The organism is Streptomyces sp. NPDC059957 (assembly GCF_042730015.1).
GTDB lineage: Bacteria > Actinomycetota > Actinomycetes > Streptomycetales > Streptomycetaceae > Streptomyces.
On the sequence record NZ_JBHWMB010000024.1, the window covers coordinates 87532 to 112605 of the forward strand.

A 25074-nucleotide genomic window follows, 5' to 3' on the forward strand; every position below is an offset into this window, starting at 1 on the left:
CGGGAACTGCGCGGACCTAGGGCGTGTCCGCAAAGTAGCGCCGTGCGCCCGGAGGGCGCCCTCGCGGCGTTCGGTGCGTGCTCTCGGCGTGCCGGGCGGAAGCCCGTGTACTGGACGTACTCGGGATTTCGCCCGGTGCGCCGAGAGCACGTGCCGGGCGTCGCGAGGCAGGCGGGACTTTGCGGACACGCCCTAGGGGCAATTGAACGCGCCCCAAGAAGCCGGGCACCCCTCGAATACCTCTCCACCCCGCCGCACATTCCCGCCGGCCCCCGCACTCCCCGACCGTTCTCCCTGGTCAGCGCCGCCCATTGGTCCTTCTGCTGACGCATTTCAGCACCCTTGGTCGGGAAAGCACATTGCCCCTACGGAGAGGGGCGGATTGGATTGCCGAATGACATCCATGCTCGACGGCTGCACGCCCTGGCCCGAGGAATTCGTCGACTACTACTGGGCGTCCGGCCACTGGCGGGGCAATACGCTGGACAACCTGCTGCGCGGCTGGGCCGTGCAGTACGGACCGCGGACCGCGCTCGTCCACGGCGGCACCCGCCTCACGTACGCGGCCCTGAACCGCCGCGTGAGCCGGATGGCCGCCGGGTTCCGGCTGCGCGGCCTGCGGCCCGGGCAGCGGGTCGTCGTCCAGCTCCCCGACATCCCCGAGCTCGTCGTCGCCACGTTCGCGCTGATGCGCGCCGGCGCGGTCCCCGTGCTCTGCCCGATCTCGCACCGCGCGGCCGAGGTGTCCCACGTCGTCCAGGTCTCCGAGGCCACCGGCTACATCGGCCCCCCGACCTACCGGGGCTTCGACCACACGGCGATGGCGGCCGACATCGCGACCCAGGGCCCCTTCCTGCGCCGGGTGTTCACCTACGAGCCGCCTGGCACCTCGTCCCCGTACGGCGGTTTCACGACCGACACCGCGGGCTGCCACTACTTCCCGCTGAACTCCCTCGACTCCCCGGCCGAGCCGGCGCTCACGCTGAGCGCCGGTCAAGTGGCGCTCTTCCTGCTCTCCGGCGGCGCCGGAGAGGCGCCGAAGCTGGTTCCGCGCACCCACAACGACTACGCCTACCAGGCGCGGGCCGCCGCCGAGCTGGTGTCGCTCACCCAGGACGACGTGTACCTCGCCGCGCTGCCCGCCGACCTCAACCTCGCCTTCGGCGGCCCCGGCATCATCGGCACCCTCACCGTCGGCGGCACCGTCGTCCTGGTCGAGGACCCGGAACCCGCCGCGTTCCTGGCGGCCGTCGAGCGCGAGCGGGTCACCGTCGCCTCGGTGACGCCGGCCACCGCCCGGCTCTTCCTCGACGCGCACCCCGCGTCCGCGGTCCGGGCCGACGTGAGCAGCCTGCGTCTCGTACAGGTCGGCGGCAGCACCCCGCCCTTGGACCGCGCGACCGCCGAACGGGTGGGCTCCGCCTGGGGTTGCCGCCTCCAGCAGGTCTTCGGCACGGACGAGGGGCTGCTCACCCTCACCCGGACCGACGATCCGGACGAGACGGTGCTCACGACGCAGGGCCGTCCGCTCTCCCCCGACGATCAGATCCGCGTCGTCGACGCCGACGGCAAGGAGGTCCCCGACGGGGAGCCCGGCGAGCTCCTGGCCCGCGGCCCCTACACGGCGCGCGGCTACTACCGCTCGCCCGGCCTCAACGCACGCTCCTTCACCCCCGACGGTTACCTGCGCACCGGCGCCCTCGCGCTGCGCACGCCGGACGGCAACCTGGTGGTGACCGGCCGCCTGTAGGCCTCGCGTGATGGAACGGCGGTCTCCCCCGGGGCGGGAGGCCGCCGTCACGACCCGACGGGCGTGGGTCGTCCGGCCGGCCCGGCCGGCCCCGTCAGTCCGGTCCGTCCGTCAGTCCCGTCAGTCCCGTCAGTCCAGGACGCGTGCGAGGTAGGCGTGCATCATCGCGCGGGTTTCGGCGACGATGTCGGGGTCGCCGGACGGGTCGTTGCGAAAGGCGAGCTGGATCAGGGCGTCGGTGGCCTCTACCGCGACCAGGACGGCCCGTTCGAGGGTGGCGTCCGGGGTGAGGGCGAGGTGGGCGCCGAGGAGTTCGGTCAGGCGGACGGCGACCAGGTGGTTGGGGTCGGAGGCGGGGCCCTCGGACGGCGGGGCCGGCACCCCGAAGTCGACGAGGGCGAAGCCGGGCACGCTGCGCTTCATGACCAGGTACTCGTCCAGCACCGCGTCGACGACCGGACGCCAGTCGGTGTCCGGTAGCTCCGCCAGCCGCTGCTCGATGCCGTCGGCGTAACGGTCGAGGTTGCGGTGGGCCAGGGCGATGGCCATGGCCCGCTTGTTGCCGAAGAACCGGTAGACCGAACCGATCGGCACGCCGGCCCGCAGGGCCACGGCCCGGGTGCTGAGGTTCTCGTACCCGGTCTCGTCAAGGAGCTCCGCGCAGGCGTCGAGGATCCGGGCGAGGCGGTCGGCGCTGCGCTGCTGGATCGGCGTCCGGCGCAGGGGATGGGCTGGGGGCACGGGGTCCATCATGCCGCTCCTGGGTTCACGGGTGGGCGGCGGTACCGGCTCGGCCGCCTCAGTTCAGCAGCAGACTGAGGCCGCCCACCGTGTACGTGATCATCAGCGCGAGCAGGGGCAGTTGCCCGGCGACGGCTTTCGCGGGCGGGAAGAGGCGTACGGAGCGGTCGTGCGCGGCGATCACCCCGAGCACGTGGCCGGTGACGACGGCGATCACCTGGAGGGCGGCGAGGCCGCCGGGACCCAAGGGCGACAAGGGTTCCGGGGCGTTGTCAGTGCCCAGTGCCATGGTTACTGTGCGTGGTCCCTCGATCACCAGGAGGGAGAAGTAGTGGGCGACGAGATAGCCGAGAGCGATCGGTACGAGTGAGTGCGCGAAGGCGGTCAGCGGGCCAGGGTGCGGGCCGCAGACGAGGCGGGTGACCGCCGCGCAGAGGCAGTAGAGGGCGGCGACGAGGGCGACGGCTCCGGCGAGTCCGAGGGTGGCCGCGGCCGTGCGGCCGAGGGGGGAGGTCTGGATCGCGTTGATCCACGAGGGGTTGTCGGAGAAGCCGTCGTAGGCGGTGGATCCGAGCAGGACGCAGACGGTGGCGACGAGTCCGGGCCGCTCGGGCGTCGCGTCGAGTCCGTGGAAGGGGTTACGGAGAACGAGGCGGCCGTCGCTGCGACGGCCGAGGGGGGAGAGCCGGGCCAGGAGAGCGGAGTACACCTCGAAGGCGTCTCCGTCGGCGAACCAGCGCTCGCCGTAGCGGGCGGCGAGCAGGAGCTGGACGGCGGCGTAGCCGGTCAGGGCGATCAGGAGGGTGGTGGTGGAGGCGGGATCGGGAGAGACGAGTTCGAGCCAGGTGAAGGCGAAGAGCCCGACGGCGGCCGGCCATTGCCCCAGCCGGGCGGGGAGCGGGCGGTGGTTTCGGGGCTCCGGGCGCGGGGGCTGCGGGAGCTGTGGGCCAGGGAGGTCCGGTACCGCGGCGAGGTGCGGTGCAGGGACTCGCGGACTCCGGGAGGAGCGCGCGGATGCGGCTGCGGCGGCTGCGGCTGCGGCGGTAACTGCGGCCGAGGGGCGGGCCGTACGGAGCTTCGCCGACAGCCTGGCGAGTAGCCGGTGCAGGGAACGGAGCGGGTTGAGGAGGCGCCAGACGGGGCCGAAGAGGAGGGAGGCGGGGACGAGGCCGACCCAGAGCAGGACGTAGACGGCACCCGGAGCGGGGTTTCGGGCGGGGTCGTCGGGGCCGAGGAGGAGGTACAGGAGGACGGCGAGCGCGGCCAGGAGGCCGAGCCCGCGCAGGGTGGTGCGGGTGGCCGGCGCGTCGGCCACCCGCTGGAACCCGGCGGGCAGAGCGAGGCCGGAACGATCGCCGCGGAAGCGGGAGGCGGACCAGAGGAGACCCAGCGCGAGGAAGGAGACGAAGAGCGCGGTGAAGGCGCCGGCGAAGGCGTAGAAGGGAGAGATCGGCAGATCGTGCTGCGAGCCGATCCCGTGCGCGAGCACGGTGAGCGGATCGCCCGGGTGAGGGACCACGCCCTGGCCAGACCCGCCACCGGACGCTCCGAACGGGACCGCCGCCGGCCCGTACCCGGTCACCACCGGACCGCCGGCGCCGGGACCCGGGCTGAGGCCAGGGCCGGGACCCGGGCTGGGGCCAGGGCTGAGGCCACGGCTGAGGCCAGGGCTGAGGCCCAGCCCTGACTGAGAGCCGCCGCCCTGGTCGGGGCCGCCGCCCTGGTCGGGGCCACAGACCCTGTCGGGGCCGGTGCCACTGTCGGGGCTGGGGGCCCGGTCGGGGCTGGGGGCCCGGTCGGGGCTGGGGGCCCGGTCGGGGCCGGTGGCCCGGTCGGGGCTGGTGGCCCGGCCTGGACCGGTGCCCCGGCCTGGGCCGGTGGCCCGGTCGGAGGCAGGGACGTGGTCGGGATCCGGGGCGGTTCCGGGCGTCGGGGTGGGGTCATCGGACCACGAGTTGGGTCAGGACGAGGTTGGACTCGTGGGTCTCGACCTCGAAGAGGCCCGTGCGGTCGGCCGTCAGGATCAGGGTGGCCTCCTGGCCTGCCGGCAGGGCGAGTTCCTTGTCGATGCCGTGGACGTGCAGGGTGTCCGCACGGTCGCTGGTGACGCGTAGGGCCACGCGTTCGCCGCGTTTGACTTCCACCCGGCCCGGGGCCGGGCTGACCTTGCCGTCCCGCACGGTGATGGTCACCGTGCGGTCGGCCTGCTCCGCCTCGGGGGGCGTGGGAGACGGTGCGGCCGGGGCGTGGGAGTGGGTGGACTGGGCGGATCCCGGGGCCAGTTGGAGGGTGGCTTCGACCGGCTTGCCCGCCACCGCCCAGGCCGTGTGGTCGTCCGCGTAGAGGCGGACGGTCAGGGTGCGCGTGCCACCCTCGGGTACCTGCGCGGCGGGCAGGTGGAACCAAGGGCCGTACAGGCGGGCCAGTTTGCGGCCGTCCAGCTCCAGGTGTGCGTGCCCGGCACCCGGGAGGGCGGCGCCGCCGGTGCTGTCGGGGGTGAAGTGGAAGTTCGCCACCGTCAGCTGGAGGTTCCAGCCGTCCTCGGAGTCCGGCCGGGCGGCGAGCCGGACCTCCGGCGCGCCCTCGGCCGGGACCTCGCGGAGCCGGTGGCCCGCGCCGTCGTCGGCGGTGAGCAGGGTGCCGACCTTCCCGGAGGCCTGCTCGTGGGTGGTGCCGGGCTTGTGGTGGGTGGTGGCCCGGCCCCCGCAGCCCGTCGCCGCGCCGCCGGCCAGGAGCAGGGCCAGGGCGAGCAGTGCCGTGGCCCGGCTCGTCCGGCGGGACCAGCGGGACCTGCGCGGAGGCGTGCCGCACACGTCGCACCAGGTCCGGCGTTCGGGGCGGTCGCCGGGGTGGCCCGGGTGCCCCGTCACGGCTGCTCTCCCCTGGCCGCACCTCGCTGCGTGCCGGCGCCGGTACCGCCCTCGGCCTCTGCCTCGGCCTCGGCTTCGGCGCTGCGGGTCGGGGCCGGGCCTGCGGGGACGGGGACCCGGTCGCCGGCCGGGTCGTCGCCCGGGCCTGCCGGGCGGGCCGGGGTGCCGCCCGGGCGGGCGGCGGCGATGACGGCCCAGAGGATCCAGACCACCGCGACGAGCGACCGTATCCAGGCGGGGCTGAGCGGGACCCAGGGGATCATCAGGACGGCCTTGTCGAAGGCGTCGAGGAGGGTGAGCGCGCCCAGCAGCAGGGTCAGGCGGGCCAGCCAGGGCCGGGTGGGGCGCAGGGCGAGGCCGGTGCCGGTCCACCACAGGCCGAGGCAGAGCAGGGCCAGCGCCGGGACGAAGGTGCCGATCAGGCCCATCGTGGAGCCGGCCACGTCCAGGGCCAGGCCCGCGAGGCCGAGCAGGGCGGCCACCGTAGCCGGGCGGGAGCCGCGCAGGCGGCGCCACCACAGGAGGCCGCCGACCAGGAGGAGGACCGCCGCGACGGCGAGGGCGAGCTGGGTCTCCACCCGCTGGAGGCCCCGGGAGCCGTACCAGTCGCAGCCGGCCGGGAGTTTGCGCGCCTGGACGCTGTAGTCGGCGCAGACGAGGAGCTGGGCCAGCTTCACCGGTTCACCGGCCAGCCGGGCCGAGGCACCGGAGACCGCGCCGCGGCGCTCGCCGCACTGCGGGAGCGTGCCCGGGGTGGAGCCGTCCGGGCCCTGCTGCCAGCAGTTTCCCCGGCCCTGGCCGTCCCACCAGACGTCCATGCCGTTGGGGCGGGAGGCACCGGACTTGTCCTTGCCCAGGATGTTGCCGGCGTAGCGGTTGTGGTGGGAGGTGTCGGTCTGCTTGGACAGCTCCTCCTCGCCGCGGATGAAGGCGGGCACGGCCGAGAGGAAGAAGCCCGCGCGCTGGTGCCCGTACACCCAGTTGTCCTCGTAGAGGTTCCAGTTGCCGCCGGCGGTGATGATGCCGGTGCCGGGGGGCATGGAGATCTGCGGGCAGACCACCCCCTGCTCGTAGCCGCGTTCGGCGGGCGGTTTGGCGCAGGTGCCGTCCGCCACGTAGTGGTAGTAGTCGGCGTTGTTGTCGTGGATCAGGTTGCGCTCGAAGAAGGCGTGGTTCTGCGGGAGGCCCGGGTGGCCGGGGAAGGCGCTGTCCATCGAGGCGCCGCCCATGTTCTGGTCGAACTCGTTGTCGTGCACCCACACCGAGTCGCCCGCGGTGCCGGAGTAGCCGACCATGTTGTGGTGGCTGCGGCAGCCGGTGATCTCGATGGAGTAGCGGGGGACGTCGTAGCCGCGGTCCTCGTTGATGTCGGAGGCGCTGCCGGGGTAGATGCCGGAGTCGCCGTTGCCGTAGGACTCGCAGTTCTTGTAGAGCCCGTGGTCGCTGGCGAAGGTCAGGAAGCCGTACTCGTCGTTCCAGCGGGTCAGGACGTCGTCGATGACGAAGCCGTCGGCCGCGAGGACGTACAGCGAGTTGAAGGTGGTGCGCTGGGCGGTGAAGTTCCGGAAGTAGACGCCGTCGGATTTGTCGGCGCGGATCGCGTTCAGCTTCTGGTACTTGGCGTCGATGACCACGTCCTGGCGGGAGGCTCCGGTGCCTTCGATCTGGAGGTCGGTCTTGCCGAGGATGGCGACCAGGTTCTGGTTGTGGCGGCAGGCCACCTGCTGCTCGTACGTGAGGATCTGGTAGCCGAGCGAGGAGTTGGGCGCCTTGAGCGAGGCGCACTCCCCGGTCGGCGCGGGGAGCGAGGGCTCCTCCTCGTAGAGGCCGGGGAGGATCGCGATGTTCATGCCCGGGCGGTCCACGGCGTCGACGGCCGCCTGGAGGTCGCGGAAGCCGTTCTTCTCGCAGCGCTCGTACAGGGCGAGGTTGCGCTGCTTGAGGGCGTCGGGGAAGGCGGATATCCGGCGCTCGAAGGCGGGGCGGTCGGTCTTGCAGACGATCAGGTCGGGCTCGCCCGCACGGTAGGCGGGTACGGAGCCGGTGCCGTCGGGGAGCTCGACGGGGCGCTCCTCGTGCGCGCTCGCGGCGGGCGCGGCGACGAGGAGTGACAAAAGCGCCAGGAGGGCGGCGAGGAGCGCCGCCGGCACGGCAGGAAACCTGCGGGTCCACGACATGCGCGTGAGAGTAGAGCAATGTTCATCTTTTGGGATCCCCTCGCGCAGCAATAGACCGCTGACAGGCCTGTCGGCCGACCGACCGGAATCCCCCGTTGACGCGTGGGCCCAGGAATCCTACTGTCAGGCATAGGATTCCTTCGGCAGACCGGGAGCGTGCAATGAGCGGCGGCAGCGAGCAGGCCAGGAAGACGGCGGAGGCACTGGAGTACCTCACCGGCTTCGGCAATGAGCACAGCTCGGAGGCGGTCCCCGGTGCACTGCCGATCGGGCGGAACTCGCCCCAGCGCTCCCCCCTCGGCCTCTACGCGGAGCAGCTCAGCGGCAGCGCGTTCACCGAGCCGCGTTCCCACAACCGGCGCTCCTGGCTCTACCGGATCCGCCCCTCCGCCGCGCACCCGCCCTTCACCCGGACCGGCAACGGCGCCCTGCGCTCCGCGCCCTTCACGGAGGCCCCGGCCGACCCGAACCGGCTCCGCTGGAACCCGCTGCCCGACCCGGCCCCCGGCACGGACTTCCTGGCGGGCCTGTGGACCCTCGGCGGCAACGGCGACGCCACCCAGCGCTCCGGGATGGCCATCCACCTCTACTCCGCGAACGCCGACATGACCGACCGGGTGTTCAGCGACTCCGACGGCGAGCTGCTGATCGTCCCCGAGCGCGGCGGCCTGCTCCTGCGCACCGAGTTCGGCCTGCTGAGCGCCCGTCCCGGCGAGATGGCGCTGATCCCGCGCGGGGTCCGCTTCCGCGTGGAGCTCCAGGACGAGGCCGCCCGCGGGTACGTCTGCGAGAACTACGGCCGGCCCTTCGAGCTCCCCGACCTGGGCCCCATCGGCGCCAACGGGCTCGCCGCCGCCCGCGATTTCCGCGCACCGGTGGCCTCGTACGAGGACGCCGAGCGTCCGACCGAGGTCGTCAACAAGTTCTGCGGCAACCTCTGGACGGCCACCTACGACCACTCACCGCTCGACGTGGTCGCCTGGCACGGCACGCACGTCCCGTACGTCTACGACCTGCGCAGTTTCAACGTCCTGGGCTCGATCAGCTACGACCACCCCGACCCGTCCATCTTCACGGTGCTGACCTCGCCCTCCGACACGGCGGGCCTGGCGGGCGTGGACTTCGTGGTCTTCGCACCGCGCTGGCTGGTCGGCGAGGACACCTTCCGCCCGCCGTACTTCCACCGGAACGTGATGAGCGAGTACATGGGGCTCATCGACGGCGCCTACGACGCCAAGGCCGAAGGCTTCGTGCCCGGCGGCGGCTCGCTGCACAACATGATGTCCGCGCACGGCCCCGACCGGGAGACCTTCGACCGGGCGAGCGCCGCGGAACTGAAGCCGCAGAAGATCGACGACGGCCTGGCCTTCATGTTCGAGACCCGCTGGCCGATCACCGCGACCGCCCAGGCGGCCGGCGCGGAGCACCTCCAGGGCGGATACGACGACGTCTGGCAGGGTCTCGAGCGCCACTTCCGCGCCTAACATCACGAGCATGCCGCACGGCGCCGCCGCGGCGCCCACCCCGTCCTACGGAGAACCACCCGTGACCGCCTTCGCCCCCGACTCGCTGGTACTGAACCGGAAGCTGCCGCTCTGGTACCAGGTCTCCCAGTCGCTGCGCGCCTCCATACTCGGGCGCACCGCGGAGGCGTCGCTGCGCCTGCCCACCGAGGAGCAGCTCGCCGAGCACTACGGGGTGAGCGTGCTGACCATGCGGCAGGCGCTCAAGGAGCTGGAGACCGAGGGCCTCATCAGCCGCCACCGGCGGCGCGGGACCTTCATCGAGCCGACGGCGCTGCGCGGGGCCCCCGTCCAGCTGCTCGGCTCGGTCGACGCGATCGTGGCGCAGCAGTCGGGCGACCGTACGACGATCCTGGGGCACGAGCGGACGGCGGTGCCCGGGGAGCTGCTGGAGCACTTCCCGGACACCGCCGAGGTGGTCACGTACCGCAGGCTCCGCCGCGACAGCGAGAGCGGCGAGCCGACCAACTGGGCGGAGAACGCGGTGCGTCCGGAGCTCGCCGACTCCATCGACCTGGCGGATCTGGAGCGTTGGCCGATGACCAAGGTGCTGCGGGACATCGTGAAGGTCGACATCAGCCGGATCACCGACACGGTGGAGGCGCGGCTCGCCGACCCGCTCACGGCCGAGCTGCTCCAAGTGCCCCTGCTGAGCCCGATCCTGCACTACACGGGCGTCACGTACGACGCCTCCGGCCGGGTCGTCGACGTGGCGCGGATCCGGTACCGCGGGGACCGGTTCTCCTTCACCGTCACCGTCGACGCGCACTGACTTCCGGGCGGCCTCTGCTTCTTCCCGCTCGACCGCTACTTCTGGTCGTCCTCCGTTCCGCGCTCGCCCTCCGCCTGGGAGGGCGTGGTCCGCTGCGTCTGGACGTGGCGGAGCTTCTTCTGCTTCTCGTCCAGGTCCTCGTCGAGCCGTTCCCCCTCGGCCTGCGACGGGGTCGAGTACTCGTCGTACTGGCTCATGTCCGCCTCCCGGGTCACCCGGTTCGGCCCGGCTCCGTCCGGATCCGGGCAGATCCCTACATAGCGAGCCTAACTCTCCGGCCTGGACGCGGCCCGGTCACCGGTTGGCGTCGCTACCATCGGCCGGGTGAGCGCTGACGCATCCCCGCAGAACCCGCTGCTGGACGATCTGATGCCCTGGGCCGTGGGCTCCCTGCGCCTGGGCCGGTCCTGGGTCGCGGCCCCCGATCCGGCCACCCTGCGCGCCCGGTGGGCCGCCCTGGCCGCCGCCGAGGGCCCCGAGCGGGAGCGGTTGTTCCGCCCGACCCGGGCGCGCACCACGGGCGCCGGGGCGGCGGCGCTGCCGGGCCAGCGCGCCGGTTCCACGGCCCGCTTCGCGGACGTGCCCGGGCCGCGCCCCGACCCCGTACGGATCCTGCGCGAGCCCTTCGACGAGCAGTGGCTGCTGCCCGATCAGCGGCTCATCGACCTGGCCCGCCCGGAGCTGTGGCGGGTGCTGGACGAGCACCAGCTGTTCGTCGTGGAGCACGCGCAGCCGGCGGCGCTGCAGGTCACCGCGCACCTGCCGGCCGGGCGGCTCGGCCGGATCCGCCCGCTGCACCGCCGCCCGGGCGGCGCCGAGCCCAATCTCGCCCCCGGGCTGCAGCACCTGCTCGGCGAGCGCTACGGCACCTGGGTCACCCCCGAGGACGTGGTCTGCTGGATCCTCGCCGCCGGGCGCCCCGGCCCCCGGGGGTACGAGGTCCCCCTCACCGCCGACGCCGCGCGCTGGCGGGCCGGGCTGGAGCTGGGCCACCGGCTGCTCTCCGTCCGGCTGCGCGGGGCCCGCGGCGGGGAGGCGCCCCGGCTGCCCGGCGGGCGCCGGCCGTACGTCCGCTCGGCACTGCCGGCGTGGCCGAGCGAGCTCTCGTACGACCCGGAGAGCGAGACCCTGACCATCGGCGCCGGGGCCGGGGCCGGGGCCGGGGCCGGGAGCGGGGCCGGGAGCGGGGGCAGCGGCACCGTGTCGCCCGTACCGGCCGGGGCGTGGGCGTACGAGGCCCAGGGCGTGCGCGTCCTGGAGTCCTGGTTCGCCGCACGGCTCGCGCACCGGGACCCGGAGGCCGAGGGGTTGGACGCGGTGGGGCCGGCGGAGTGGCCGCAGGGCTGGACCTCGGAGCTGCTCGGTTTGGTGACGACCCTGGCGCTGCTTGCCGAACTGGAGCCGGAGCGGGCCGCGTTCGAGGTGGGGCCGGTGCTGGTCGCTGCGGAGCTGCGTGCGGGCGGGGTGTTGCCGGCGCCCGGGTGGGCCCGGCGGCCGGCCTCGGTCCTGGATCACCAGGAGGAGGGGCCGGGCGGGCAGTTCGCGCTGCTCTGAGGCGCGGGGGCCTCACGGGGGCGGCCCGCCTTGGGCCGGGGCCTCCCGGAGCGGGGCCCGCCTGGGCGGGGCCTGCCTGGGCGGGGCCCGCCTGGGCAGGGCCCGCCTGGGCAGGGCCCGCCTGGGCAGGGCCTGTCCTGTGGCGGGCCGCCCACGGGCGGGCGTGGGCGGGCGTGGGCGCGATGGTGCGGCTGGCTCGGCCCTGCGGGGCGAAGTCCCCTACCCACCCTTCCACCGTTCCCAGGGCTCCGCCCTGACCCGGTCCTCAAACGCCGGACGGGCTGGAAGGGGTACCAGGCTCCGCCCGGACCCCTCTGGGGCTCCGCCCCCGACCCCGCCCCCGCGCCTCAAACGCCGGCGAGGCTGGGATTGGCCGGGGGGTGGGACTGGCGTCAGACCCAAGATCCCGCCCCGCCGGCGTTTGAGGCGCGGGGTCGGGGGCGGAGCCCGGCGGCGGTGCCGCGCCGGCCGGCCCCCTGGCCCCGGCGGCCGCGCGGGCGGTCAGGGGCCCCACGCCCCCAGCAGGCGCGACATCGAGCGGTCGAAGACCGCCGCCGGGTCGGGCAGTTCGCCCGGGACTCCCGGCGCGGTCGCGAGCACGTCCGCCAGCAGCGGGTACTCCCCCGTCGCCAGTCGGGAGCCGAGCCAGGACGCCCGTACGGCCTGTTCTTCGGCCTCGCTCCAGGGGAGTTGGCGGGCCCGTTCGGCCAGGGCCAGTTCACCCGCGACGAACGTGGCCACCGTGCCGTTGATCGCGGCGATCAGTTCCAGCTTCTCCCCGCCCGGAGCGTCGAGCGGCGCCAGGCACGCCAGGCTGTGCTCGAGGTAGCGCAGGGCGTTCGGGCCGAATCCGTAGACGGGGCTCAGCAGCCGGGGCAGCCAGGGGTGCCGGTGCATGACGGCCCGGGTCTGGCGGGCCAGCGCGAGCTGGTCGGCCCGCCAGTCGCCGGCCGGCGGCGCGAAATCGTACTCCCCGCTGACCGCGTCGACCATCAGCTCGTACAGGTCCTCCTTGCGCGGCACGTAGTTGTAGAGGGACATGGTCCCCGCGCCGATCCCGGCCGCCACGCGCCGCATCGAGACGGCGTCGACCCCCTCCTCGTCGGCGATCCGCACCGCCTCGGCGGCGATGGAGTCGCGACTGTGGGCGGGCCGGGGGCCGCGGCCGGCCCGCGGCGGGCGGGCCCAGATCACTTCGGGTTCAGCGGAGCGGCCGCTGGGTGTCATCACTCATCACCTCGTCCATCCCCACCATCGTAGTTACGTACGGCGTACGTAGTGAGGTAGGGTGACCGCATGACTACTACGTACGCCGTACTTAGTGAGGGTCTGGAGAAGAGTTACGGCGAGGTCCGCGCCCTGCGCGGTCTGGATCTCACCGTCCCGGAGGGCACCGTCTGCGGCCTCCTCGGCCCCAACGGCGCGGGCAAGACCACCGCCGTCCGGATCTTCACCACCCTCACCGCACCCACCGCCGGCCGCGCCCTCGTCGCCGGACACGACGTCGCCCGGGACCCGGCCGCCGTCCGCCGCACCATCGGGGCCACCGGCCAATACGCCTCGGTCGACGGGGACCTGACCGGCGCCGAGAACCTCCGGCTCTTCGCCCGCCTCGCCGGTCTGCGCGGCCGGGCGGCCAGGGACCGCGCCGACGAACTACTGGACGCCTTCAGCCTCACCGAGGCGGCCGGCCGGGTGGCGAGCACCTGGTCGGGCGGTATGCGCCGGCGGCTGGACCTGGCCGCCGGACTGGTCACCCGGCCCCGCGTGCTGTTCCTCGACGAACCCACCACCGGCCTGGATCCGACAGCCCGCGAGCAGATCTGGACGGCCGTACGCGCCCTCGCGCGCGAGGGCACCAGCGTGCTGCTCACCACCCAGTACCTGGAGGAGGCCGACCGGCTCGCCGACGACATCGTGGTCGTGGACCACGGCCGGGCCGCCGCCACCGGCACTCCGGCCGAACTCAAGGCCCGGATCGGCTCCTACGCCGAGGTCTGCGTCGACACGGCCGCCGCCCTCGAGGGCGCGGCCGCCGTGCTCGACCAGCTGACCGGGGGTCTGCCCACCCTGGACCGGGAGCGCCTCACCGTCGGCGCGACCGCCCTCGACCCCGGGCTCACGCTGCCGCGGATCGTCCGGGCGCTCGACGCGGCCGGCATAGCCGTCACCGACGCGAGCCTGCGCCCGCCCACCCTCGACGAGGTCTTCCGGCGCCTCGTCGGAGCCCCCCGGGCATCCGAGAACCCCGCCGTGGCCGACGACCAGAAGGAGAAGGCCGTATGAGCACCCTGCTGTCCGACGGCGGCGCCGTCTTCACCCGCCAGCTGCAAAAGGCCCGGCACGCCCCGGCCCTGCTCATCCTCACCCAGACCATGCCCGTCACCATGCTGCTGTTCTTCGGGTACGTCTTCGGCAGCGCGCTCGCCATGCCGGGCTCCGAGTACCGGCAGTTCCTGGTCCCGGGACTGCTCGCCGCCACCGCCGCGAACGGCCTGATGACCGGCATGTTCACGGCCGCCCAGGATGCGCACCGCGGGGTGATGGACCGCTTCCGGACCCTGCCGATGAGCCGGAGCGCGGTGCCGCTCGGGCAGACGGCCGCGGACCTGCTGACCACCGGCATCTCGATGGTGCCGCTGATCCTGGTGGGGCTGGCGATGGGCTGGCGGGCGGAGAACGGGCTCCCGGGGGCGCTGGGGGCCTTCGGCGTCCTGCTGCTGTTCCGCTTCGCCACCGCGTGGGTGGGGACGTACCTGGGGCTGCTGAGCAAGAGCGAGGAGGCGGCGGGGCAGCTCGCCAGCGCCACCTTCATCCTGCCGATGCTCTCCAGCGCGTACCTGCCGACGGCCGGGCTGCCCGGGTGGCTGCGCACGCTCGCCGAGTGGAACCCGATCAGCGCCGTCGCCACCGCCGTGCGCGCCCTGTGCGGCAACGCCGGAGGCGAGGCCGTGGCGGGCGCCGCGTGGCCGGTCGCACACCCGGTCGCCGGGGCGCTCCTGTGGTCCCTGGCCCTGCTGGCCCTCTTCGCGCCGGCCGCCACGCGCCGGTTCGCGCGTGGCCTCGGCTGAGTCCGGGACGGGTGGGCGGACGGGCCGGACCCGAAGATCGTGGACAGATCCGCCCGGGGCGGGTAGGCAGGCCGTCATGGAACCCGACACGAACGACACGCCCGCCGCCGAACCCCTCCCCCTCGACGGCATCACCGTCGTCTCCGTCGAGCAGGCCGTCTCCGCACCCTTCGCCACCCGTCAGCTCGCCGACCTCGGCGCCCGGGTGATCAAGGTCGAGCGGCCCGACGGCGGGGACTTCGCGCGCGGCTACGACACCGCCGCGCACGGTCTCGCCTCGCACTTCGTGTGGGCCAACCGGGGGAAGGAGTCGATCGCGCTCGACCTCAAGGACCCGCGCGGCCGGGAGGTCCTGCACGGGCTGCTCGACGGGGCCGACGTGTTCGTGCAGAACCTCGCCCAGGGGGCCGCCGCCCGGCTCGGGCTCGACTCCGCCGCGCTGTGCGCCCGCTACCCCCGGCTGGTCGCCGTGGACGTCTCCGGCTACGGGCCCGAAGGGCCGTACGCCCACAAGCGCGCCTACGACATGCTCGTCCAGTGCGAGGCCGGCCTGGTCTCGGTGACCGGCACCCCGGAGCAGCCGGTGAAGGCGGGGATCCCGGCGGCGGACATCGCGGCGGCCATGTACGCCTTCTCGGGCGTGCTCGCGGCCCTGCTGCGGCGCGGGATCACCGGGCGCGGCGGCAGGGTGGAGGTGTCGATGCTCGACGCGCTCGCCGAGTGGATGGGGCATCCGCTGCACCACACCATGCACGGCGGGGAGCAGCCGGTGCGGACGGGCCTCGCGCACGCCGTGATCGCGCCCTACGACGCCTACGCGACGGCCGACGGGGACCGCGTGCTGCTGTCGGTGCAGAACGACCGGGAGTGGCGACGGCTCGCCGAACAGGTGCTGGAGCAGCCGGAGTTGGCCGAGGATTCGGGGTACGCGACGAACGCGGCGCGCACCGCGAACCGGGAGAAGACCGACGCGGTGGTCGCCGAAGCGCTGGGCCGGCTCCGCGCGGACACGGCCATCGAGCGGCTGGAGGCCGCGGGGATCGCCTGCGCACGGCTGAACTCGGTGGCACAGCTCGCCGCGCACCCGCAACTGGAGGCCCGGGACCGCTGGCGGGAGGTGGGCTCACCCGCGGGCCCGCTGCGGGCCCTGCTGCCGCCGATCGGGCTGCCCGGCGGCGCGGCACCGCACATGGGTGCGGTGCCCGCGCTCGGCGAACACACCGAAGCCCTGCTGCTCGCCCTGGGGATGACGGGCGAACAGATCACGGCACTGCGCCGGGACGGTGTGGTTCGCTGACTGGGCAGGGTTGATCAGGCCGGGGACGAAGCGGCGGCGCTGCTGGGACCGGAACCGGACGGGGACGGTTACGAGCGGCGGCTGCCGAAAAGGGTGCGCCGCAGCCTCCGCAGCGGCGCGAAGAGCGAAACGCGCGCGCTCCGGCTCCGCAGCCGGTGCGTGTGGTCGCGCGAGGTCAGCTCACGCATGAGCAGCGTCGCCTCGGCGGTCTCGCGGTGCGGGACGGCGGGACCGCCCAGCACGGCGAGGTGGCGGTCGAGGCGCGAACTGGTCGCACCGCTCCCGCAAGTGATGGCAGGCACGCGAGGCGGCCTGCTGCGCATTGCTATCTGTTCCATGTCTCTCCCCACCCGTACGAGGGCACCCGGCCCACCGGGCAGGGTAACCCTATCGTCCCCACGTCGCGCACGGGTATCCCGGTCGTGTGAATTGCCCCTGTGGCGAGCGGGAGTTGACGATTACTCAGCGGAGTCGATCGTCACTCTCCGCGAAATCCGGCGAGGCGTGCGGGACATGGAACCGCATCGGCGCCGACTGCGTGACTCCTATCGCGACCGGAGCCACGGCGCACGCTCTGCGCTAACTTGGAGTGATCGTCCGGTAACGCTCTTGGGGGCGCGCGTGAATGAGGCTTTCGGTGACTGAGTCCGCGTCGAACGGGGACGGGGCCGGCGACCGCGTCATCGCCGGACGCTACCGCCTGCTGGGCCCGCTCGGCCGCGGCGGCATGGGCGTGGTGTGGCGGGCCCGGGACGAGGTCCTGGGGCGCGAGGTCGCCATCAAGGAAGTGCGCGCACCGGCCGGAATGGACGAGGCCGAGGTGGCCAGGATGTACCAGCGCCTCGAGCGGGAGGCCTGGGCCGCGGCCCGCGTCTCGCACCGGGGCGTGGTCACCGTCTACGACGTGGCCACCGAGGACGGCCGGCCCTGGATCGTGATGGAGATCGTACGGGGACTCTCGCTCGCGGAGGTCCTGGAGGGCGACGGCCCGCTCACCCCGCAGCGGACCGCGCACATCGGCGAGCAGGTGCTGGCGGCGCTGCGCTCCGCGCACGAGGCGGGGGTGCTGCACCGGGACGTCAAACCGGGCAACGTGCTGATCGCCAACGACGGCCGGGTGGTGCTCGGCGACTTCGGGATCGCGAGCCTGGAGGGCTCCACCGCCATCACCATGACGGGCGAGGTGATCGGCTCGCCCGAATTCCTGCCGCCCGAGCGGGCGTTGGGGCGCGAGCCGGGCCCCGCGTCGGATCTGTGGGCGCTCGGGGTGACGCTGTACCTGGCCGTGGAGGGGGTTTCGCCCTTCCGCCGGGAGTCCCCGGTGGCCACGCTGCGGGCGGTGGTGGAGGAGGAGTTCCCGCCACCGCTGCGGGCCGGGCCGCTGACGCCCGTCCTGGACGGGCTGCTGGTCAAGGACCCCGAGGAACGGCTGTCCGCGACGGAGGCGGCCCGGATGCTGCGCATCGTCGGCGCGGGCGGGACCGTACGGGCGTCCGGCGGCCCGGTGTCGGGTCCCGCAGCGGGTCCGACGGCGGGGGCGGCGGGGGCGGACGGCCCGACCTCCGTGGCGCAGCACCGGTACGGCCACCCCACCCCGCCGCTGCCGGCGCCCGGACCCGGGGCCGGACCGGCACCGGCCCATCCCCAGGAGCCCGAGCGGAACGGGGCCGGGCTGGTGCTGACCGGCGGGATCGTCGTCCTGCTCGCGGTGGTGGTCCTGCTGGGGTGGCTGCTGCTGAAGGACCGCGACACGGGCGGAGACGGCGGAGACGGGGCGACGCCCGCCCCGACCGTCACGCAGAGCCTTTCGCCCTCCCCGACGCCCTCCCCGAGCGGCTCCCCCTCGCCCTCCCCTTCCCCCTCTTCCTCACCCTCCCCTTCGGTCACGCCGCCGGCCGGCATCACGGTGTCCGCCGTCCGGGCCGTCCGGGACACCCACAGCGGGAACTGCCCGGCGCCCGCCGCCGAGGCGCCCGCCTTCACCGCCACCGTCGCGGTGGACCGCACCCCGGCGGTGGTGGAGTACCGCTGGGCCACGCGCAGCGGGCAGACCACGAGCCCCGGCTGGCAGACCCTCGCGTACCCGGCGGGCGGGCCGCGGAGCGTACGGCTGGAGCACACGGAGCTGACGCACTATCCGGACGCCACCTTCGAGGACGCGGTGCGGCTGGAGGTCAGGGCGCCTTCGGAAGCGGCTTCGGCCTGGCTGGAGTTCTCGGTGACGTGCGAGGAGGAGACCCCGACGGGCGGGGCCTCCTCCCCGAGCACTTCCGGACCGACCGCGTCCCCGTCACCGAACCCGGGTCCGACGGCCGGTCCGTGACGCGTCAGGCCGCGCCGGTGAAGACGGGCAAGTAGCCGCCGGACTGTCCGGCGGCGGTCGGGTGGTAGGACTCGCCGATGTTCAGCCAGTTGAGGCTGTGCAGCCAGGCGCTGCCGGAGCAGATCTCGTGCCCGGTGAAGGCGCCGGCGACCGAGGCGAAGGCGAAGCCGTGGTTGGCGGCGCGTTTGGCGATGGCGGCGTTGAGGTAGTCGGAGGCGCCGTTGATGGCGGTGCGCTCGCCCTCCGACAGCCCGGCCACGCAGGTGCCGTTCAGCTTGTAGAAGCGGGGATAGCCGATGACGACCACGCGGGCGCCCGGGGAACGGCTGTGGATGGCGTTGTAGACCTGGTCGAGCTGGCCGGGGAGGGTGGAGTCGACGTAGGCCTTGGCCTGGTTGACGCGGCTCACGCAGGTGGATTCGGACTGGAGGACGCAGGTGGTCATGACGTCGGCGAACCCGGCGTCGTTGCCGCCGATGGTGATGCTGACGAGGTCGGTGCCGGCGTTCAGCGGTGCGAGCTGGCCGCTCATCACGTCACCCGTACGAGCACCCGAGCAGGCGACGAAGGAGAAGGTCTGGGGGGCGTGTGCGGCGGCCCAGAGGGCCGGGTAGGCGCGGGTGGTGCGCTTGCAGTTCCCGCTTGCGCTGTCGTAGTTGCCGGCGCCGACGCCGGAGGAGTAGGAGTCGCCGAGGGCGACGTAGCCGAAGTCGGCGGCGGCGGATGCCTGACCGGCTCCGAACAGGGCTGCGCCCGCGGCGAGTAACAGGGCAGAGGCCAAGGCGGCGAAACGAGGCATTCTCATGCTCATGTGTGCGGCTCCTTGTGGGGGGTTACTCCGGAGTTACTCCTGAGTCCGTGGTACAAGGAACCGAGGTCGGCTGGAAGTGTCCATGCCAAGAATGTTCGGGGCGGACATGCGGCGCGAATCTTCACCCGCATGGCGTTTGAAGAGGGAATCCCGCCACCCGATCCGGCGAAACACGGGTGCATGAGGGCAGTTCGTGCCGGATCATGGGCGCCATGCCAGCCAACCCCCAAGACGCGCTGCCGATCCGGCTCAACGTCGACGACAGCGACTCCCCGTCGGACGTCGTCGACGCGCTGTTCCTCGGCCGCTTCGCGTCCGGCGAGCAGCCCCACTCGCACAGCGTGTCGATCGACCGGGTCAAGCCGGGAGCGACCCTGCTGCCGTCCGGGGCAACCGTGTTGCGCTCCGCCCGCGACAGCGACCGCAGCGCGACGCTCGCCGAGGGCGAGGGCTGGACCATGCTCGTCTCCCGCTGGAGCCGCGGCGCGGACGTCACGGTGACGGCGGTCAGCGAGGAACTCGCCGCCGGTGTGCTCGGCGAGGCCACGGAAGGCGCGCAGGACGAGCCCGAACCGCAGCCTACGAGCGTCGCGATGGGGTTCTGGTACGTCTCCCCGCGCCGCGGCCCCTACCGCACGACCCGGCAGATCGCGGCCGGCACCTGGGAAGAGGTGCGGCCCAACTACACGGCTCCGGTGGCCGGGGCGATGGACCGGCTGATGAAGGTCACCCCGGACGACATCGCCGGCCGGCTGCTCCTGCTGCACGGTCCTCCGGGCACCGGGAAGACCTCCGCCCTGCGCACGCTCGCCCGGTCCTGGCGGGACTGGTGCCAGGTGGACTGCGTACTGGACCCGGAGCGGCTGTTCAACGACATCGGCTACCTCATGGACATCGCGATCGGCGAGGACGAGGGCACCGCGAAGAGCCGCTGGCGGCTGCTGTTGCTGGAGGACTGCGACGAGTTGATCCGCGGCGAGGCCCGGCACACCGCCGGGCAGGCGCTGTCACGGCTGCTGAACCTCACCGACGGCCTCCTCGGCCAGGGCCGCAACGTCCTGGTGGGCGTCACGACCAACGAGGACCTGGAGCGGCTCCACCCGGCGGTGGTCCGGCCGGGGCGCTGCCTCGCCCGCATCGAGATCGGCCGGCTGACGCACCGCGAGGCGGTGGACTGGCTCGGCACCGACGAGGGCATCTCCCGCGAGGGCGCGACCCTGGCGGAGCTCTACGCCCTGCGCCGCGGCGCCTCGGGCCCCGCCGCCCTCCTGCCGCCGCAGGGCCACGACGCGGACGCGGGGATGTACTTGTAGGTGCTGCGGCTTCAGGTCCGGCGCCTGCGGGTGCGCCGACGCCCACCGTCCTACGGCGCGGGGCGCCCACCGTCCCTACGGCGCGGGGCGCCCATGGGCCCTACGGCACGGGGCGCCCACGGCTCCCACCGCGCGGGGCGCGCACGGGTGCAGCGGGCACGGCGAGGACAATGAGGGTGCGGCCGAAGGCCCCCACCGGCCGCGCACACCCTCGGGGGAACCACGAAACAGGAGAACGCACCGTGCTCGAACCGGCGCAGGACAACCCCTTCCCCGACAGCCACGTCCTCGGCGAGGGCCCCGAACCGCACCCCCAGCTCCAGCCGGTGCTCGGCCTCATCGGACGCTGGCACGGCCGGGGCAGCGGCGAGTACCCGACGCTGGAGCACGGGTTCCGGTACGAGCAGGAGATCACCTTCAGCCACGACGGCCGGCCCTTCCTCTGCTACGAGTCCCGCGCCTGGCTGATCGACGACTCCGGCACCGCCCTGCGCCCCGCGGGGCGGGAGACCGGGTGGTGGCGCATCCTCCCGGACGCCTCGGTCGAGGTCACCCTCGCCCACCCGACGGGCATCGTCGAGACGTACGTGGGCCAGGTCTCCGGTACGGAGATCGAGATGGCCACCGACACGGTGGGGCTGACCCCGCGGGCCAAGGAGGTCACCGGCATGAAGCGCCGGTACGCGCTCCAGGACGGCGAGCTGACGATCGTGCAGGAGATGGCCGCGGTGGGCCAGCCCATGCAGCACCACCTCCAGGCCCGGCTGAGCCCGCGCAAGGACTGACAGCCGCGACACCGGACCCGTCGCCAGGGCATCCGACCCGCGCGTCGGAGCACCGACCCGTCCGTCGGAGCACCGACCCGTCCGTCGGAGCACCGACCCGTCCGTCGGAGCACCGACCCGTCCGTCGGAGCACCGACCCGTCCGTCGGCCGCCCGGAGTCAGTCCGCGTACCGCGCGCGCAGCGCGTCCAGCGCCGCCGCGGTCGCTTCGTCGAAGGTCAGGCCCAGCCGCCGCGCCCGCTCCGCATAGGCCTGCGCGGCGGTGGCCGCCTCACGGGCGGGCCCGTCGCCCGACGCCGCCACGAAACTGCCCGCCCGGCCGCGCGTCTCGATCACTCCGTCCGACTCCAGCGCCCGGTACGCCTTCGCGACCGTGTTCGCGGCCAGCCCCAGTTCCTCCGCGAGGCCGCGGACCGTCGGCAGTTTGAACCCGGCGGGCAGCCGGCCCGCCCGCGCCCCGCCGGCGATCTGGGCGCGCAGCTGCTCGTACGGGGCGGCGGCGCCCGCCGCGCCGTCGATGCGGATCTTCAGGTGCGGAGAAGTCGAGGTCACGCGGCCGATTGTCCCCCATCCGCCGGGAAATTCGCAGGCGCCCGACCCTCCTGCGCCCCTACCGTCGCCACGTGATCACAACCATCCGGGATCTGCGCCCCGGCGACCCGACCGACGCCGAGTCCGTCGTACGGGTGCGCCGCGCCGCCCTCCCCTTCATGATCAGTACCGCCCGCGGGGTGGCCTTCGAGCTGGCCTCCGCCCACCCCGACAAGCGCTACCGCCTCCTCGTCGCCGAGAACGCCGACGGCCTCGTCGTGGGCACCGCCCAGGTCGGCATCGTCTACGACAGCCCCGAACCGGGCCAGGGGTTCGTCAACGCCTACGTCGACCCCGCCCACCGCGGCCTCGGCGCCGGAACCGCCCTGCTGGGCGCGGCCGAGGACCACCTGGGGGCCGAGCGCGCGAAGGACGCGTACGCCTGGGTCCTCGACGAGCCGCCGCACCGCGCCTTCGCCGAGCGGCACGGCTACCACGCCTCCCGCTCCGCGCACTTCCTGCGCCTCGACCTGACCACGGCCGCACTGCCCGCCCTTCCCGGGAAGCTTCCGGCGGGGGCCGAGCTGCGCACCGCCTCGGATTTCGCCGCCGATCCGCGGCCGCTCTTCGAGGCCGACGCGGCGGCGAGCTCCGACGAACCGGGCGACGTGTCACAGGACTTCGACGACTACGAGGACTGGCTGCGGCACACCTGGAACCACCCCTACCTCGATCCGGACCTCACCACCGTGGTCCTGGTCGACGGCCGGGTGGCCGCCTTCACCGCCGCCCACACGGACGGGGGCACCCGCTACTCCTCCGCGATGACGGGCACCCTGCGCCCGTTCCGCGGGCTGGGACTGGCCAGGACCGCCAAGACCGACTCGCTGCTGCGGGCCCGCGCGGCGGGCTACACGGAGGCATTCACCGGCAACGACACCGCCAACGCCCCGATGCTCGCGATCAACACCCGCTTCGGGTACGAGGTCTGCGCGACCGAGACCCGCTTCGCCAAGCGCCTTCCCACATCGGACAATTGAACGATGCCGAGAGAACCGGAGACACACCGATGACCGCGCAGCTGACCGTCGCCCTCACCAAGGCGGGCCGTACGAAGATCCGTTACCCGGCCGAGCTGGTGGCCGACACGGGCACCCGGATCACCGTACGGGCCCCCTGGGCGGCCCCCGGGGTACGGGACTTCGGCTTCGTCCGCTTCGAGCCGGGCGACGTGTTCACCGAGCACTTCTGGCGCGACCGCTGGTACGCGGTCAAGGAGGTGCGGACGGGCGAGGGCGTCCTCAAGGGCTGGTACTGCGACGTCACCCGCCCGGCGTCGGTGGCGGACGGGGTGATCCTGATCGAGGACCTGGACCTCGACCTGTGGGTGTCGGCCGACGGGAGCTCGGTCCTGCGGCTCGACGAGGACGAGTTCGCCGGGAGCGGCCTCGCCGACACCGACCCCGAAGCGGCCGCCCAGGCGGTACGGGCCCTGGACGCCCTGGACGCCCAGGCCCGTTCGGCGGCCGGACTGGCCGCGCTGCTGGCCTGATCCGCCGACTGATCCGCGGCCTGTCAAGCCCCGAAATGCAGGGGCGTGTGCCGCCCGGCACGGGCGCGGCCTACTGGAACCGGGTGCCGTGGGCGCCCGGGACCGAGGAAGCAGCCCCGTAGGGACGGGCACGTACGACAGGAGTCGGCCATGGCGATGGTGGGACTGTTCTGGATCACCGAGGACGCGGTGTACGTGGGTTCTCCGCCGAACGCGGAGGGCCACTGCGTCCGCCTCACCTCCGAAGGCGTGCGGGCGCACGGCCCGGACGGCGTCCGGTCGTGGCCGTGGCCGAGCCTGCGATCGGCGGTCGTGGAGGCCGTGCCCGTGCGGAATTCGGCAAAGCGCGCGGGCCGCGTCCTGGTCGCGGTGCTGGAAGCGGTGCTGACCTTGGAAACGGGCTACGGACACGAGGGCCCGCCACTGATGGTCCTGACCCTCGCGACGGAGGACGGCAGGGAGGATCTCATGGTGCCGGCGGCGACCTCGGGCTACACCTCCCGGGAGATCGCCCTGTCCCAGCACCTGCTCGCGCGCTACCGGGAGGGCACGTCGGACCCCGGGACCCTCACGGCGTGGAGCCGGAACCACCTCGGCGCCTCACCGCCGCCGCCCGAGCGCGAAGCCCTCCTGCGGGAGTGGGCGGACGCGTGAGGCGCGGGTACAGGGGTCCGCGGCGCCGCTTCCTGAGGTCCTTCTTACCCCTGCCTTAACTGGAGCCTAAGGATCGGCTCTTGGGCCCTCGAGCCGGTGGAACGGCGCCCGCGGGCGGCTAGTTTGGCTGGGCCAGGGAGGGCCGGAGGCGGCGCCGCGAACCCGTGAGGGGCGGCGCCGCACAGCCCCGGTCTTCCGGCGCACCCACGACTCGCGCAGCCCTGTGCCGTGCCCAGAGGAGATCCACCATGCCCGCACGCCGTACCGCCGCCCGCATCGCCGCCGCCGGCCTCGCCCCGCTCGCGGTGGCCGTGTACGCCGCCGTTCCCGCGGCCGCCCACGGCTCGATGACGGACCCGGTCAGCCGGGTGGCGGCATGCTACGCGGAGGGCCCGGAGTCCCCGAGGTCGGCGGCCTGCAAGGCGGCGGTCGCGGCGAGCGGGGCGCAGGCCTTCTACGACTGGAACGCGGTGAACATCGCCAACGCCGCCGGTCAGAGCAAGGCCCTGATCCCGGACGGGCAGCTGTGCTCGGCGGGCAACGACAAGTACAGGGGGCTGGACCTGGCGCGCGCCGACTGGCCGGCGAGCCCGATGGCCGCGGGCGCGCACACCTTCCGCTACAAGGGGACCGCCCCGCACAAGGGCTCCTTCGAGCTGTACGTGACGAAGGACGGCTACGACCCGTCGAAGCCGCTGAAGTGGTCCGACCTGGAGGCGGCGCCCTTCGCGAAGGTCACCGACCCGGGGATGCAGAACGGCGACTACGTCTTCTCCGGCACCGTCCCGAACAAGACCGGCCGGCACCTGATCTACAGCGTCTGGCAGCGCTCGGACAGCCCCGAGGCCTTCTACACCTGCTCGGACGTGGTCTTCGGGAAGGACAACGGCGGGAGCGGTACGGGCGGCAACGGGGGGCAGCCCAGCGCGAAGCCGACCGCGAAGCCCAGCTCCAAGCCGACTGCGAAGCCGAGTTCCACGCCCTCCGAGCCGCCCGCGGAGCAGCCGTCGCAGCGGCCTTCGGCCCCCACCGACCAGCAGATCTCCGAGGGCGCCGACCGGTCCACGGTGGAGCACGGCGGGCACGGGGACAACGACCCGAAGACGAACGGCGCCGCCCCGGCCCCGATCCCCTCGAACGGCGGGACCAACCTCGCCGAGACGGGCGGCAGCACCGCCACCCCGGTGATCGCGATCGGCGGAGCGGGCGTCCTGGCCGTCGGCGCGGCCGTGCTGTTCGGGCTGGCCCGCCGCCGTGCGATCCCGGGCCGCCATGGCCGCTGACCGGCCACCACGGAGCGGTTGCGCCGAGGCGCGGTGACTCCGGCGGCGGGCGGCCCGCAGGACGGGCC

23 protein-coding genes are annotated in these 25074 nt (G+C 73.8%); 14 read left to right on the forward strand and 9 right to left on the reverse strand.

All coding sequences use genetic code 11. From position 1 onward, the window contains the following. Positions 1–394 precede the first annotated feature (394 nt). Positions 395–1750 (forward strand): AMP-binding protein, encoded by a 1356-nt coding sequence (locus ACFWBW_RS18350; protein WP_385373611.1) that lies wholly within the window; start codon positions 395–397, stop codon positions 1748–1750. A gap of 129 nt (positions 1751–1879) precedes the next feature. Here ACFWBW_RS18350 and ACFWBW_RS18355 read toward each other — a convergent pair whose 3' ends face one another. The 4 genes from ACFWBW_RS18355 to ACFWBW_RS18370 form a co-directional block, all read right to left on the reverse strand. Continuing rightward, positions 1880–2500 (reverse strand): TetR family transcriptional regulator, encoded by a 621-nt coding sequence (locus ACFWBW_RS18355; RefSeq protein WP_385373649.1) that lies wholly within the window; start codon positions 2498–2500, stop codon positions 1880–1882. A gap of 49 nt (positions 2501–2549) precedes the next feature. Beyond that, complete coding sequence (locus tag ACFWBW_RS18360) at positions 2550–4010, reverse strand: hypothetical protein (RefSeq protein ID WP_385373613.1); 1461 nt, start codon at positions 4008–4010, stop codon at positions 2550–2552. A gap of 421 nt (positions 4011–4431) precedes the next feature. Then, positions 4432–5244 (reverse strand): cupredoxin domain-containing protein, encoded by an 813-nt coding sequence (locus ACFWBW_RS18365; protein ID WP_385373651.1) that lies wholly within the window; start codon positions 5242–5244, stop codon positions 4432–4434. 113 nt (positions 5245–5357) lie between these two features. Then, a complete protein-coding gene (locus ACFWBW_RS18370) occupies positions 5358–7538 on the reverse strand; it encodes a right-handed parallel beta-helix repeat-containing protein (protein ID WP_385373614.1) in 2181 nt (726 codons plus the stop codon). A gap of 161 nt (positions 7539–7699) precedes the next feature. Here ACFWBW_RS18370 and hmgA point away from each other — a divergent pair, with 161 nt between their 5' ends. Together hmgA and ACFWBW_RS18380 are read left to right on the forward strand one after the other, a co-directional pair. Then, the gene (hmgA, locus tag ACFWBW_RS18375) at positions 7700–9022 is read left to right on the forward strand and encodes a homogentisate 1,2-dioxygenase (protein WP_385373616.1); all 1323 of its coding nucleotides are present in this window, start codon (positions 7700–7702) and stop codon (positions 9020–9022) included. 10 nt (positions 9023–9032) lie between these two features. Then, positions 9033–9833 carry a GntR family transcriptional regulator gene (locus ACFWBW_RS18380; protein ID WP_385373618.1) on the forward strand — a complete coding sequence of 267 codons (801 nt, stop codon included), beginning with the start codon at positions 9033–9035 and terminating at the stop codon, positions 9831–9833. Positions 9834–9868: 35 nt separating this feature from the next. Here ACFWBW_RS18380 and ACFWBW_RS18385 read toward each other — a convergent pair whose 3' ends face one another. Beyond that, on the reverse strand, positions 9869–10030 hold the full coding sequence (locus tag ACFWBW_RS18385; protein WP_385373620.1) for a hypothetical protein: 162 nt from the start codon (positions 10028–10030) through the stop codon (positions 9869–9871). 172 nt (positions 10031–10202) lie between these two features. Here ACFWBW_RS18385 and ACFWBW_RS18390 point away from each other — a divergent pair, with 172 nt between their 5' ends. Then, positions 10203–11387 (forward strand): type ISP restriction/modification enzyme, encoded by a 1185-nt coding sequence (locus ACFWBW_RS18390; RefSeq protein ID WP_385373653.1) that lies wholly within the window; start codon positions 10203–10205, stop codon positions 11385–11387. A 501-nt stretch (positions 11388–11888) separates the two neighbouring features. On the opposite strand, the gene ACFWBW_RS18395 is transcribed toward ACFWBW_RS18390, so the two are convergent. Then, positions 11889–12614, reverse strand: coding sequence for a TetR/AcrR family transcriptional regulator (locus ACFWBW_RS18395; protein ID WP_385373622.1), 726 nt, complete (start codon positions 12612–12614; stop codon positions 11889–11891). Positions 12615–12683: 69 nt separating this feature from the next. Between ACFWBW_RS18395 and ACFWBW_RS18400 the strand changes: the two genes are divergently transcribed. The 3 genes from ACFWBW_RS18400 (at position 12684) to ACFWBW_RS18410 (ending at position 15755) form a co-directional block, all read left to right on the forward strand. Further along, the gene (locus ACFWBW_RS18400; RefSeq protein ID WP_385373624.1) at positions 12684–13673 is read left to right on the forward strand and encodes an ATP-binding cassette domain-containing protein; all 990 of its coding nucleotides are present in this window, start codon (positions 12684–12686) and stop codon (positions 13671–13673) included. Next, positions 13670–14458, forward strand: a complete 789-nt coding sequence (locus ACFWBW_RS18405) for an ABC transporter permease (RefSeq protein WP_385373626.1) — start codon at positions 13670–13672, stop codon at positions 14456–14458. Before ACFWBW_RS18400 ends, ACFWBW_RS18405 begins: the two co-directional genes overlap by 4 nt. Before the next feature lie 76 nt (positions 14459–14534). Next, positions 14535–15755, forward strand: a complete 1221-nt coding sequence (locus ACFWBW_RS18410) for a CaiB/BaiF CoA transferase family protein (RefSeq protein ID WP_385373628.1) — start codon at positions 14535–14537, stop codon at positions 15753–15755. Positions 15756–15823: 68 nt separating this feature from the next. Here ACFWBW_RS18410 and ACFWBW_RS18415 read toward each other — a convergent pair whose 3' ends face one another. Beyond that, on the reverse strand, positions 15824–16093 hold the full coding sequence (locus ACFWBW_RS18415) for a hypothetical protein (protein ID WP_030720225.1): 270 nt from the start codon (positions 16091–16093) through the stop codon (positions 15824–15826). Between the two features lie 287 nt (positions 16094–16380). Between ACFWBW_RS18415 and ACFWBW_RS18420 the strand changes: the two genes are divergently transcribed. Next, the gene (locus tag ACFWBW_RS18420) at positions 16381–18078 is read left to right on the forward strand and encodes a serine/threonine-protein kinase (protein ID WP_385373629.1); all 1698 of its coding nucleotides are present in this window, start codon (positions 16381–16383) and stop codon (positions 18076–18078) included. Positions 18079–18082: 4 nt separating this feature from the next. Here ACFWBW_RS18420 and ACFWBW_RS18425 read toward each other — a convergent pair whose 3' ends face one another. Continuing rightward, entirely contained in the window at positions 18083–18883 is an 801-nt protein-coding gene (locus tag ACFWBW_RS18425; RefSeq protein ID WP_385373655.1) for an SGNH/GDSL hydrolase family protein, read from the reverse strand. A gap of 218 nt (positions 18884–19101) precedes the next feature. On the opposite strand from ACFWBW_RS18425, the gene ACFWBW_RS18430 reads away from it, so the two are divergent. Together ACFWBW_RS18430 and ACFWBW_RS18435 are read left to right on the forward strand one after the other, a co-directional pair. Beyond that, positions 19102–20202 (forward strand): DUF5925 domain-containing protein, encoded by a 1101-nt coding sequence (locus tag ACFWBW_RS18430; protein ID WP_385373631.1) that lies wholly within the window; start codon positions 19102–19104, stop codon positions 20200–20202. A gap of 242 nt (positions 20203–20444) precedes the next feature. Next, positions 20445–20987, forward strand: coding sequence for an FABP family protein (locus tag ACFWBW_RS18435; RefSeq protein ID WP_385373633.1), 543 nt, complete (start codon positions 20445–20447; stop codon positions 20985–20987). Between the two features lie 158 nt (positions 20988–21145). Here ACFWBW_RS18435 and ACFWBW_RS18440 read toward each other — a convergent pair whose 3' ends face one another. Next, the gene (locus ACFWBW_RS18440; protein WP_385373634.1) at positions 21146–21538 is read right to left on the reverse strand and encodes a GntR family transcriptional regulator; all 393 of its coding nucleotides are present in this window, start codon (positions 21536–21538) and stop codon (positions 21146–21148) included. A gap of 71 nt (positions 21539–21609) precedes the next feature. On the opposite strand from ACFWBW_RS18440, the gene ACFWBW_RS18445 reads away from it, so the two are divergent. From ACFWBW_RS18445 to ACFWBW_RS18460, 4 genes are all read left to right on the forward strand, one after another. Next, positions 21610–22557 (forward strand): GNAT family N-acetyltransferase, encoded by a 948-nt coding sequence (locus tag ACFWBW_RS18445; protein ID WP_385373636.1) that lies wholly within the window; start codon positions 21610–21612, stop codon positions 22555–22557. 29 nt (positions 22558–22586) lie between these two features. Then, entirely contained in the window at positions 22587–23069 is a 483-nt protein-coding gene (locus ACFWBW_RS18450; RefSeq protein WP_385373638.1) for a DUF402 domain-containing protein, read from the forward strand. A gap of 150 nt (positions 23070–23219) precedes the next feature. Then, positions 23220–23723, forward strand: coding sequence for a hypothetical protein (locus tag ACFWBW_RS18455; protein WP_385373639.1), 504 nt, complete (start codon positions 23220–23222; stop codon positions 23721–23723). A gap of 248 nt (positions 23724–23971) precedes the next feature. Further along, positions 23972–25006, forward strand: a complete 1035-nt coding sequence (locus tag ACFWBW_RS18460) for a lytic polysaccharide monooxygenase (protein WP_385373641.1) — start codon at positions 23972–23974, stop codon at positions 25004–25006. The last annotated feature ends 68 nt before the right edge of the window (positions 25007–25074 follow it).